Raw genomic sequence first — 13,082 nt, 5'->3', positions numbered from 1 at the left:
CTCAGAGCAAAGTTTTGTGTTTTTCCTTTGTTTTTCCAATAATTATTACTAATTTTGCGTGAAAATATCAACTAATATAACGGTCAATGAAGAAAATGCTTTCTCTGCCACCAAATTTGGTGGGATGTTTCCATGATATTACCGGATTGTCAACTGACGAGTGGTTCTGTACAAATGACCCTGTCGACCAGAAACTTGGTTCGGGAGGCGGAACAACATGGGTGCTGGACAGCTGTCCGGAGTCTTTCCGCAATGAGAAGAAGATTATTTTGCACGCCGGCGGGCAGAGCAGGCGTTTGCCGGCTTATGCCCCTTCCGGAAAGATACTTACTCCGATTCCTGTGTTCCGTTGGGAGAGAGGACAGAGACTTTCCCAAGACCTGCTGTCGTTGCAGTTGCCGTTGTATGAAAGTATAATGGCAAAGGCACCGTCATCATTGAAGACGATGATTGTCAGTGGAGACGTGTTCATTCGTGCGACAAAGCCGCTTCAGGAAATACCGGAGGCTGATGTTGTCTGCTATGGCTTGTGGCTGAATGACGATATTGCTAAAGACCATGGAGTGTTCATCTCTGACAGAAACACACCGAATGTGTTGAAATACATGCTTCAGAAGCCATCCCTGCAGACACTGCATGATGTGCAGAAAGACCATTATTCGCTCGTTGACATAGGCATTTGGATTCTTTCGGACAGGGCTGTGGAGGTGTTAAAATCCAAGAGCCGTGCTGAGGAAGGCGCAGGATTCTGTATCAGGGAATACGACCTTTACAGTGAGTTCGGATGTGCTTTGGGAACAAATCCGTCAGAGCCTGACGAGGAAGTGGGGAAACTCTCTGTTGCAATCCTCCCTCTTCCGGGTGGAGAGTTCTACCATTATGGCACAACACCGGAACTGTTGTCCTCCACATTGGCAATTCAGAACATAGTGGTAGACCAGCGTGAGATTATGCACCGTGACCGTAAGCCTCATCCTTCGATGTTTGTGCAGAATGCAGACATAAGGTTGAGACTGAATGAGGAGAACACCAATGTATGGATAGAGAATTCCTTTGTAGGAGAGAAATGGACATTGACAAACTGCAATGTCATTACCGGTGTTCCGGAGAATGATTGGGAGATATACCTGAAGCCGGAGCAATGCGTTGACATTGTTCCTATGGGGGAGGCAGAATGGGTGGTGCGTCCATACGGCTACAAGGACAAGTTTGCAGGAAAGATGCAGCAGGAGCCTTTGTTCCCGATTGTGGACAATGTTGATGACATGGGCAAGGTCCTGCGCTTTATGCTCGGTCTGTCCGAGGAGGGCAGGGCTGTGTTCGAGTCGGCAAAGAAGATAAGTGCGGAAGGAATCTCTGCCACTGCCAATCTCCTCAGGCTTGCAGAACAAAGGAAGCAGCTGAGAGCAAAGAACTGGGCGGCAATAGCGAAGAACCATGAGCATTCTGTATTCTATCAGACCAATCTTTTTGATGCTGCACGTGAGTTTGCAGAGTGTGGCATACCTTTGCCTAAAGAAATAGATGAGAAGAATCCTCTTCTGACACGTATCCATGATGCTATGTTCCGTTCCGAGGTCGAACGACTTAGAGCCAACGGCAATGTTGCTTGTACGGATGACCTTATCCGTAAGGCAAAAGAATGGGATTCGCATGCATTCAAACTTTTGCAGCAGGGACTTACAGAACCGATGCTTGTTGACAAGCAGTCACCAAAGATGTCTGTTTATGGTGACCAGATAGTATGGGGACGTTCTCCGGTGCGCATCGACCTTGCCGGCGGATGGACTGATACTCCTCCTTACTGCCTTATGGAAGGTGGTGCTGTGGTGAACATCGCCATTGACCTTAACGGTCAGCAGCCTATCCAGGCGTATGTCCGTCCTTGCAAGGAAAAGCATATTGTGATGAGGAGTATCGATCTCGGTGCGTCGGAGACGATAACGACATACGAGGAACTGAAGGATTTTCATCATGTGGGCAGTCCGTTCTCCATTCCAAAGGCGGCACTCGTGCTTTGCGGTTTCCAGCCGGGATTCTCTGTTGAGTCTTATACTTCTCTGGAACAGCAACTGGAGGCTTTCGGTTGTGGTATAGAGGTGACATTGCTTTCTGCCATTCCTGCCGGCAGCGGATTGGGAACAAGCAGTGTGCTTGCATCGACAGTGCTCGGTGCGCTGAATGATTTCTGCGGACTGAACTGGGACAAGAACGAGATAGGCAGGAGAACACTTGTGCTTGAACAGTTGCTTACGACCGGCGGAGGATGGCAAGACCAGTTCGGTGGCATACTTCATGGTGCCAAGCTCCTTACCACAGAGCGTGGATTTGAGCAGAACCCTCAGGTGCGTTGGATGCCTACGACTATCTTCACACAGCCGGAGTACAAGGCGTGTCATCTGCTTTATTATACAGGCATTACCCGTACGGCAAAGACACTGTTGGCGGAGATTGTCAGAAGAATGTTCCTTAACCATGGCGAGGAACTGCGCCTGCTGCGTGGAATGAAACAACATGCCAACGACATGTATGAGGCTATTCAGGCAGGCAACTTCAATCTTATGGGTGAACTTGTTGCTAAGACATGGCAGCAAAACCAAATGATTGATGCCGGCACTAACCCTGACGGAGTCCGTGTGCTGACGGACATGGTGGACGACCTTTGCCTTGGCTACAAGCTCCCCGGTGCAGGTGGAGGAGGCTATCTTTACATGGTAGCGAAAGACCCTGAGGCTGCCGCGCTCATCAAGCAGCGTCTGCAGCAGAATCCACAGAACAAGAATGCTCGTTTTGTCGATATGACAATAAGCGAGACAGGACTTCAAGTAAGCAGATCATAATGTATGCGATTTCTCAGATAACGACCCTGATAGGGGCGCATAGGTATGGAACGGCAGAGACAAACATCGGCTTTGTGCTTACCGATTCCCGCTCCCTCTCATTTCCGGAGGAGACACTGTTCTTTGCAATAAAGACACAGAGGAGTGACGGACACAAGTATATTCCTGATTTGTACAATAGGGGAGTGCGTAATTTCGTAGTCAACAGAGACTATGACATACCCACAGACTTGCCAAAGTCCAATTTCCTTGTAGTGACCGACACTGTTGAGGCGTTGCAACGCCTTGCCGAGCGACATAGGGAAGAATATGACATCCCCGTAATCGGCATAACCGGCTCCAATGGTAAGACTACCGTAAAGGAATGGCTTTATCAACTGCTGTTCAAGGACAAGCGCATCACACGTTCCCCACGTTCGTACAATTCGCAGATAGGTGTGCCACAGTCCGTATGGATGATTAATAACCAAACGGAACTGGGAATCTTTGAGGCGGGCATCAGTCAGGTCGGTGAGATGCAGGCTCTGCAAGAGATAATCCAGCCTACGATAGCTGTCCTTACAAATATCGGGCAGGCTCATCAGGAGAATTTCCGCTCTATAAGAGAGAAGTGTGAGGAGAAACTCCACCTAATGAAGGATGCACAGGTTGTTGTCTACAATGCTGATGATGCGACAGTCTCCCACTGTATGCGAAAGAGCAATTTCAAAGGCTTCCGCCTCGGATGGTCTATGGAAAACCCTGACGCTCCCTTATATATAAATAATGTGGAGACTGATGATGAGAACCATGAGACAAGAATCTCATACATATATAATGGTTTTGCCGGTGATTATTGTATCAAGAATATCAATGAGGGTGGGATAGAGAACTCCATAACGTGTGCTGCCGTATGCCTTTACCTTGGCATGTCCCAAAAGACTTTGGCAGAGCGTATGCCGCAACTGGAGGCTATCGCCATGCGACTGGAGGTCAAGCAGGGACAGAGAGGTTGCATCCTGATAAATGACTCATACAACAATGATGTGAAGTCATTGGACATAGCCCTCGACTTTATGTCACGCCGTCCAGATAGCAAGGGGCGTAGCCGTACATTGATATTGTCGGACATATACCAGACAGGTCTTTCGGACGAAGAACTGTCGGCAGAATTGCTCTCTCTGATAAAGAGCAGGGGAGTTAATAAGTTCATAGGAATAGGCAAGGTGCTGAAGGACAGCTTCGCCCCGGTGCTTTGTGGCGCAAGCAACGACATTCTGCGTGCATTCTTCAATACCACCGATGAGTTCCTTAAGTCTGAGACATTCGGCAATCTCCATGATGAGGTGATTCTCATAAAAGGTGCACGCATCTTTGAGTTTGATCGTATCACGGACAGATTGGAACTGAAGGTTCATGAGACAGTGCTGGAGGTGAACCTCAATGCTGTCGTTGAGAACTACAACCGTTACCGCTCGTTCATGCATCCTGATACAAAGCTCGTATGCATGGTTAAGGCGGATGCCTATGGTGCTGGTGCTGTTGAGGTAGCGAAGACCTTGCAGGACCATCGTGTGGACTATCTTGCCGTTGCCGTTGCCGACGAGGGAGTGACACTGAGGAATGCGGGTATAACATGCAACATCATGATTATGAATCCGGAGATGTCCGCATTCAAGACTATGTTCGACTATAACCTTGAACCGGAAGTATATTCTTTCCGAATGCTTGACGCCCTTGTCCATGCCGCACAGCGTGAGGGAATAACCAACTGGCCCGTGCATATCAAGTTTGATACAGGCATGTGCCGCCTCGGCTTTCATCCTGAGAAAGACATCGATGAACTCATCGACCGCCTGCAGCATCAGAAAGCAGTCATCCCACGCTCTGTGTTCTCCCATTTCGTAGGCTCGGACAGTGATGACTTTGACGCTTTCTCCGCAGAACAGTTTGCGCTGTATGATGCCGGAAGCCGTAAGTTGCAGGCTGCATTCCCTCACAAGATATTACGGCATATCTGCAACTCTGCCGGAATAGAGCATTTCCCTGAACGGCAAATGGATATGTGCCGCCTCGGACTGGGACTCTATGGTGTCAATCCGCGTGACAACTCCGTGCTGTCAACTGTCTCAACCTTAAAGACAACAATCCTCCAAATGCGCAATGTTCCTGCCGGACATTCCGTAGGCTATAGCCGCCGGACAATACTTGATCGCGACAGCCTTATAGCTGCAATCCCTATAGGCTATGCTGACGGACTGAACCGTCAGTTGGGCAACAGGCATTGCTATTGTCTCGTGAACGGAAAGAAGGCTGACTATGTAGGCAATATATGTATGGATGTGGCAATGATAGATGTCACGGACATTGATTGCCGGGAGGGCGACAGTGTGGAGATTTTTGGTCAGAATCTCCCTGTGACAGTTCTTTCCGATGTTATAGGGACAATCCCTTATGAAATCCTTACTGGTGTAAGCAACAGGGTGAAACGTGTATATTTTGAGGAATAGGTGCTTATCGCCATATGCGCACATGGGGAAACAAAAGGCAATGAGTATTCTTTTGCGAACCAAGGCTGTGTTGTCCGCAACATGATTTCTGGCAAAACAATAAATCCTATATAAACTAACAACAATGAGAAATTTGAAACAAGTGCTTCTTGCGCTGATTATGATGTGCTGCGGCATTTCGTCCGCCATAGCCGGCAGCTATGAGTATGAAGAACTGTATCGTGGCTTGCCGTTCGACATGCCTCGCATTGAGAGACCTGTCTTCCCTGATGCCACGGTGTCGGTTGTAAAATATGGTGCTGTAGGCGACGGACAGCACAAATGCACAGCTGCCATACAGCGCGCCATTGACGAAATGGCTGCCAAAGGTGGCGGCAAAGTCGTTATCCCAAGCGGTTTGTGGCTCACAGGCCCTATTGTGCTGAAAGACAACATCAACCTTCATCTGGAGAAAGGCGCAACACTCTTGTTCTCGCCTGACATCAACGATTATCCTGTTGTCAACACAACCTACGAAGGAATCCCGGCAAAGAGAGCGCAGAGCCCTATCTCTGCCACAGGCGCGAAGAATATCGCCATCACCGGTCGTGGCGTAATTGACGGCAATGGTGAGGTATGGCGTCCGCTAAAGCAGGAGAAAACTACTCCAGCACAATGGAAACGCATAACCTCGCAGGGCGGATTCTATCGCAGGGCTACCATGTGGGCACCTGCCAAGGAAGACTTGCCGCGCCCGATTATGGTCAATCTCTATGAGTGCAAGAATGTGTTGCTTGAGGGCGTTGTCTTCCAAAACTCACCGGCATGGAACGTTCATCCTGAATGCTGCGAGAATGTCATCATTGACGGTGTGGACATCCGTAACCCAAGTTATGCGCAGAATGGCGACGGACTTGACCTTGACGCTTGTAAGAACTGCATTGTAGTCAACACAACCTTCGATGTTGGCGATGATGGCATCTGCATCAAGTCAGGTAAGGATGAACATGGCAGAAAACGTGGTCGTGCGTGCGAGAACGTGATAATAAGCGGTTGTACCGTATATGCCGGTCATGGAGGGTTTGTCATTGGCTCAGAGATGAGTGGCGGCGTGAAGAACATAAAGTGCTCTGACTGCCAATTCTTGGGAACAGACATCGGTCTGCGCTTCAAGAGTTGTCGCGGACGTGGCGGTGTGGTAGAGAACATCTGGATAGAGAACATTTCCATGGTGAACATCCTCGGCGACGCCATCCGCTTCAATCTTTACTATGGTTCGAAAACAGTAATGGTGGAGAACCCTGACGGTACAAAGCGCCCTGCAGAGATAGCTGCCGAGCCTGTCACGGAGAAGACTCCTTCGTTCCGCAACCTGCATATAAAGAATATCATGTGCAGTGGTGCTCAGCGTGCCATCTATTTCAACGGTCTGCCTGAGATGCCTGTAAAGGATGTGACAATGGAAAATGTTGTCATCACCGCCAACGAGGCAGGCTACATGACCTACTGTAAGAACATCAAGCAGAAGAATGTCACAGTAAAGGCAAAGGACAATAAGCCTGTAGGTGAGTATTATTGCAAATAGAATCAGGAATTGCAGTAATATAAAACCCACTTGTGCAGCATGTTGGTTATCATGGGCGTGTCTCTTGTGGGCGAATCATGAGCAAGTGTTTCAAAATACCCCCTATATCGTTGACCTTTGGTTAAAAAACTCTAAACAGTGAGCGATATAGGGTTTGTTTTTCGCTATTATTAATTTAAATCATTAATTTTGCATAAAATGTGTGCGTAAAAGCAATTTAAACTAACTGATTAAAACAAACAAGCATAATCAAAAAACAACTAAATAATCAAAAATGAGTCAAATTCAAACTTCTAAGATGACCAACTGGCGTTGGGTCATGTGTGCGATGCTCTTCTTCGCAACAACAGTCAATTACATGGACCGTCAGGTTCTTTCTCTTACTTGGAAAGACTTTATCTCACCGGAGTTCCATTGGAATGACGAGATTTACGGTAACATTACAGCCGTCTTCTCCATATTCTATGCAATATCCAACCTCTTTGCCGGCAAATTTGTTGACTGGATGGGTACAAAGAAAGGATACTTCTGGGCAATTACAGTCTGGTCTCTCGGTGCTGTTCTCCATGCCGGTTGCGGTCTGTTCACAGAAGGTTGGTTGGGTCATGGTCTCGAAAGCAAGGCTGACCTCATTCAGGCAACAGGTGACCTTGCCGTGACAATAGCAACAGTCTCCATGTACGCTTTCCTTGCATGCCGCTGCGTGCTCGCCCTTGGTGAGGCAGGCAACTTCCCTGCAGCCATCAAGGTGACAGCAGAATATTTCCCAAAGAAAGACCGTGCGTTCGCAACATCTATCTTTAATTCAGGTGCATCCGTAGGTGCTCTTGCTGCTCCTGCCACCATTCCTCTCCTTGCAAAGGCAATGGGCTGGGAGATGGCATTCGTAATTATCGGTGCTATTGGTTTCGTTTGGGCAGGCATTTGGCTGTTTGTCTATGACAAGCCGGCAAAGTCAAAGTTTGTCAATGAGGCAGAGCTTCTCTATGTCAATCAGGATGAGGCTGAAGGCACTGCACCTGCTGCAGAGGCAGAGGAGAAGCAGATGGGCTATCTTGAGGCATTCAGCCACAAGCAGACATGGTCTTTCGCATTTGGCAAGTTTATGACTGACGGTGTATGGTGGTTCTTCCTCTTCTGGGCTCCGGCATATTTCTCTGACCAGTATGGCTACAAGTCCGACTCCTCAATGGGTATCGCGCTCATCTTCACACTGTACGCTATCGTTACCGTACTCTCAATGTTTGGCGGTTATCTGCCAAAACTCTTCGTCGAGAAGAAGGGCATGAATCCTTATCAGGGTCGTATGCTCGCCATGCTTATCTTCGCATTCTTCCCTGTGCTGGCACTCTTTGCACAGCCAATGGGACAGTACAGCGCATGGTGGCCGGCAGTGATTATCGGTTTTGTAGGTGCCGGTCATCAGGCTTGGTCTGCAAACATCTTCTCTACGGTAGGTGACATGTTCCCTAAGTCTGCCATTGCCACAATCACTGGTATCGGTTCTATGGCGGGTGGTATCGCTTCTATGCTCATCAACTGGGCTTCCGGTCACCTCTTTGTTTATGCTGAGAAGCAGGGTGCGGCATTCCAGTTCATGGGCTTTGAGGGCAAGCCTGCCGGTTACATGATTATCTTCAGCATCTGTGCTGTCGCTTATCTTATCGGCTGGGTGGTGATGAAGGCTCTCGTACCTAAGTATAAGCCTGTGGTTATGAAGTAAACAACTAATTGTAATTTTCCATATATGCCGACAAGCAAGGATTCCTTGCTTGTCGGTGTTTTTTTGTTTATACGCCAAATGTATCAAAATAAAATATTTTAATTGCTTGCCATTCTCGGAAAATATAGCTAACTTTGCACAACGAAACAAATAACCATTAAATTAAAAAGCATATAAGAATAAAATAACATTCATATAACATATTAATAATAGCGTTTACTATTATTCGTATACTCTGAAAATTTGGCGATTAGAAGATGTATAATTACGGATAGGTTCAGTGAACGCCTGCGCTTAAGCGTGGGTGGAACTTATCTTTTATACGGGTCACGCCAAATACCTCAGAGTTAGATAAGGGAAGCTCACGCTTCTTGTATGTCTGCTTCTGAGGTGTTTGTGTTTGACACCCGTATTATCGAATTTTAGTCCGCGCGCAAAAAAAGCGTAGATGAGAAATCATTATTCCATGAAAGTGGGGCTGCTGTCGACGGCTCTGCTTTTGAACTGTCCTGCTTTTTCACAAGAGCAAGATATGGACAGTCTGTGCATGGTGGTGAAGTCAGACACAGTTGCAGACACCACCCATTCTTTGAAACTCAAGGATGTGCTAATTCCGACTGCCGTTGTCGGTGCGACCTCCGCGTTTGTCGGCAGCCCATGGCTGACGCGCCAGCGCGAGCATGTCCAGGATGCTTTGTCGGCACGGGGAAAGCACAAGTTCAAGGTTGACGAATACAGCCAGTATGCTCCGATGGTGGCTGTCTATGGTCTGGATTTGTGTGGAGTAAAAGCCAAGCACCGGTTTGTCGATAGGACAGTCCTTCTTGCGATGTCTTATGTGACAATGGGAATACTTGTCAATACAATGAAATATACTTTCAAGGAAAAGCGTCCTGACAGTAATGCCCGCAATTCCTATCCCTCCGGACATACCGCAACAGCATTCATGGGTGCGGAGTTTCTTTGGAAGGAATATAAGGATGTTTCACCATGGATAGGATATGCAGGATATGCCGTGGCTGCCGCCACAGGTTATCTGAGGATATACAACGACAGGCATTATATAAATGATGTGGTCGCCGGTGCATGTATTGGCATGCTAAGTGTAAAGATGTCCTATTGGCTATATCCCAAATGCTTCAAAAGGTCAAGGTGCTCCAAGTCAATGGATGTTGTTGCCTTGCCTTACTATTCTGCCGAAGGATGTGGAGTGAATATGTGCCTGCAATTTTAGGATGAAGCCTTGAAATAGTCTTTCATATTCATACATAAAACATTCTATACTTGTACTCTCCTCATGCGGATTCAGAAGATTTATGCGGATAATCTGCTGAAATCAGCAAGAATCCGCATGAGGAGAATCTGTGGTATCCCTTTCGGTTGGCATTCCTGCAATATTTGCAAATGGGTTGCATGGAAAAATATGTAACTTTGCACCGATAAAACAAAATGACAACCAATATGAAAGTAAAATTACCCGTTTCGATAGCATTTTCTTTATTGATGGCCGGAAGTGTATATGCTGACGGCAACATAACAGGCTCGGTAGTAGAAAAAAGTACTTCAGAGTCGCTCAGCTATGCTACAGTTATTCTTGTCAATCCGGAAACAGGGGCAACTCTTCCATTTGGCACATTGACAGATGAAAACGGCAGGTTCGTAATCAAGAACGCACCTTCCGGCAAGTATATACTCCGTGTCAGCAGCATAGGCAATGTTCCGCAGGAGCGTGAGGTTACTGTAACTGATTCGGAAGTCAACATAGGCAAGATAGAGCTTGCCGAGGATTCAAAACTGCTTCAGGAAGTGGTGGTGAAAGGGCAGAGAAGCCAGATGTCGGTAAATGCCGAGCGCCGAGTGTTCAATGTCAGCAGCAACATCGCTGCAACAGGAGCATCTGCCAATGAGCTTCTCGCGTCAGTCCCTTCGGTCGATGTCAACAGTGATGGCGAAATCTCCTTGCGTGGCAATGACGATGTCCTTGTCTGGATAAACGGCAAGGAGATGGGCATGAACGCGGACAACCGCGCACAGATACTCGGACAGATTCCTGCCGAGACCATTGAGAGCATTGAGGTAATGACCAACCCATCATCAAAGCACAGTTCCGCAGGTACAGCCGGCATCATCAATATCCGCCTGAAAAAGGATCACCGCCACGGATATTTCGGAAGTGCAGAGGCAAACGTTGACACACGTGGCACGGCAAACGTGAACTTCAACATCAACTACAACGAAGGCAAGTTTGAATCTTTCGCAGGACTCGGACTGAAGACACAGCATGCTCCGGGAGGCACCACATCGCGCCGCAATTATGCAGACGGCTCTTTCCTCAATTCCGACGGCGACACCAAGCAGCATGAGAACGGCATGTTCCTGCGCCTTGGCACCAATTTCAACCCGAATGACAAGAACACATTCTATCTGAGTGCAATAGGTACGCTTGGGCACAAGTGGGGCAACACGGCAACCGTCCATTCAAGCAACCTTCCGAACCAATGGATTGGCAATGTCAACCGGATGCATGAGACTGGCGACACACGCGGTGCGAACATCCTCCTCGGATACAAGCACTCCTTCGGAAAAGACCATTCCTTGGACATGAATGTGAGCTACAACGTATGGCAGGGACCAAACGACAATAATTCCCACGAGTTGGCTGAATGGGCTGACGGCAGAGAGGAATCCGTCTGGCATGGGCAGCATCAGGATTTGAAAATCAGCAACTGGGAAGCTGCCGTCGATTATTCAAACGTTGTGCTCCCCTGGCTGCGATTGGAGGCCGGCTATAAAGGTAACTACAACCACGAGAACAGCCCCGCTTCCTATGCAAAAGGAGAGACAGAGGACAATCTGCAGCCATTGGACAATCTCTATAACAGGTTCAGGTATGACACGGATATTTCTGCCCTGTACCTCAATGTCGCAGGAAATCATGAGCTGCTGACGTTCTCCGCCGGACTTCGCGGCGAATGGTGGCAGGTGCGCACACGGTCGCTTGGCTACGGTCAGAACGACGCTGATGTGGCACCGTTCAAGAAAAACGATTTCGCACTGTTCCCGACAGCGTCAATCGGGTGGGCGTTCCGTGGCAACAATGAACTGAAACTGAATTATTCCCGCCGCATACGCCGTCCTTTCGGACCGCAGCTAAACACGTTCGTGAACCTCGCCGACCCTTCGGAAGTGCATCTCGGCAATCCGCTCATACTCCCGGAGTTCAGCCATGCTTTGGAACTTTCCTACATAAAGAATTGGGATGAGCACATGCTCTCCGTTTCGGGCTACATGCGTTCCAACCCTGACAGGATAAGCCATGTCAGTTTCCTTGCTCCGATGGTGGGCAATTCCGGCATTTACACAATGTACTACGGTCATGCCAATGTCGGGAGCATGAGGAACATCGGCATGGAGATAATCTCACGCAACACACTCTTCAGGCGTCTCACGCTCACCACGACACTCAATCTCTACAACAGCCACTTGGGTGCATGGGATACGGAATACCCTCTGAACGGAGATTTCTACACGGTGCATGGTGACAAGCAGAACCGCTTTGTGTGGGACATTCGCTGCATGGCATCTGTGCGCCTGCCATGGGACTTGGCATTCCAGGCTACAGGTCGCTACAACTCACGCAGGGTGACGGCTCAGGGTACAATGGAGCCTGACTGGGATGTTGAGGCCGGTTTGCGCAAGACAGTCGGTGCATGGAACTTCTCGCTCGTGTGCAAAGACATCTTCAACTCCAAGGAGAGCAAGGAAATCCTTTACGGAAACGGCTACACACAGTCCATAAACAAATGGTCAGGAGGCCGCACCCTCCGTCTGGCAGTGACTTACAGCTTCGGCAAGACAAGCACCCACAGCCATGACCGTCATCAGCATATCGATACGGGCGGCTATGGTGAAGAGCATCAGCATTAATGGTTGACAGCCGGCAAGATGTTTTTTAAATACAGCAAAGTGCCACCTTTCACATAGTGGAAGGTGGCACTCGGTTTATATTCCTTAGTGTCCGACTTCAGAATAAGCTTTAAGTCGAGCTATTGCCGGCTGTGAATGACATAATGAAAGATAACGATTTGCATTCTAAAAGGTAACCTTTGACTTAGTGAAAGGTCACACTTTGGGAGGTCAAGTGTTACCTTTCGCCAAACCAATGGTGTTTTACCACTTGTTGGCTTTTAGAGGTTATAAAAAACAATATATATCTGACAATATGCAACTAATTGTTTTATTTTGGTTACATATTTAGAAGAAGGTGAACTGTCCGCCTTTGAAGTAGACCTTATTATCCAAGGTTTGCGTACGCATAAAACACATAACGGCAGATATGTTCTATAAGAAAACATGCAAAATGCGGTAGGCGGAGATGTTTTGATGTGGCTTATTGGAAAACAAATAAGGACGGCATCCTCAGTGAAGGATACCGCCCTTTATAGTTTCTTCCCGGCGTTTTTTGT

The 13,082-nt window shown here is 48.0% G+C and carries 6 protein-coding genes; all 6 read left to right on the top strand.

Going from position 1 to position 13,082, the window contains the following annotated elements:
- Positions 1-86: 86 nt before the first annotated feature.
- The 6 genes from E5358_RS11940 to E5358_RS11915 all read left to right on the top strand — a co-directional run bounded on the left by E5358_RS11940 (position 87) and on the right by E5358_RS11915 (position 12,543).
- Complete coding sequence (locus E5358_RS11940; RefSeq protein ID WP_135940405.1) at positions 87-2,840, top strand: bifunctional fucokinase/fucose-1-phosphate guanylyltransferase; 2,754 nt, start codon at positions 87-89, stop codon at positions 2,838-2,840.
- Complete coding sequence (locus E5358_RS11935; RefSeq protein WP_422121080.1) at positions 2,840-5,329, top strand: bifunctional UDP-N-acetylmuramoyl-tripeptide:D-alanyl-D-alanine ligase/alanine racemase; 2,490 nt, start codon at positions 2,840-2,842, stop codon at positions 5,327-5,329. The genes E5358_RS11940 and E5358_RS11935 overlap by 1 nt, the downstream gene beginning before the upstream one ends.
- Before the next feature lie 133 nt (positions 5,330-5,462).
- Positions 5,463-6,893 (top strand): glycoside hydrolase family 28 protein, encoded by a 1,431-nt coding sequence (locus E5358_RS11930; RefSeq protein ID WP_422121083.1) that lies wholly within the window; start codon positions 5,463-5,465, stop codon positions 6,891-6,893.
- A gap of 274 nt (positions 6,894-7,167) precedes the next feature.
- Positions 7,168-8,616 (top strand): MFS transporter, encoded by a 1,449-nt coding sequence (locus E5358_RS11925; RefSeq protein WP_135940403.1) that lies wholly within the window; start codon positions 7,168-7,170, stop codon positions 8,614-8,616.
- Positions 8,617-9,064: 448 nt separating this feature from the next.
- A complete protein-coding gene (locus E5358_RS11920) occupies positions 9,065-9,850 on the top strand; it encodes a phosphatase PAP2 family protein (RefSeq protein WP_277821283.1) in 786 nt (261 codons plus the stop codon).
- Between the two features lie 227 nt (positions 9,851-10,077).
- Positions 10,078-12,543, top strand: coding sequence for a TonB-dependent receptor (locus E5358_RS11915; protein ID WP_168354661.1), 2,466 nt, complete (start codon positions 10,078-10,080; stop codon positions 12,541-12,543).
- Positions 12,544-13,082 lie beyond the last annotated feature (539 nt).

The sequence above is a fragment of the Palleniella muris genome (genome assembly GCF_004792655.1).
In the GTDB taxonomy this organism is placed as follows: Bacteria; Bacteroidota; Bacteroidia; order Bacteroidales; family Bacteroidaceae; genus Prevotella; species Prevotella muris_A.
This window is presented reverse-complemented; position numbering and strand designations above follow the sequence as displayed.

What these genes read in the sequence shown, in the direction of transcription:
- E5358_RS11925 (WP_135940403.1), top strand. Translation starts at nt 7,168, where the DNA reads ATGAGTCAAATTCAAACTTCTAAGATGACCAACTGGCGTTGGGTCATG.
- E5358_RS11920 (WP_277821283.1), top strand. Translation starts at nt 9,065, where the DNA reads ATGAGAAATCATTATTCCATGAAAGTGGGGCTGCTGTCGACGGCTCTG.
- E5358_RS11935 (WP_422121080.1), top strand. Translation starts at nt 2,840, where the DNA reads ATGTATGCGATTTCTCAGATAACGACCCTGATAGGGGCGCATAGGTAT.
- E5358_RS11940 (WP_135940405.1), top strand. Translation starts at nt 87, where the DNA reads ATGAAGAAAATGCTTTCTCTGCCACCAAATTTGGTGGGATGTTTCCAT.
- E5358_RS11915 (WP_168354661.1), top strand. Translation starts at nt 10,078, where the DNA reads ATGAAAGTAAAATTACCCGTTTCGATAGCATTTTCTTTATTGATGGCC.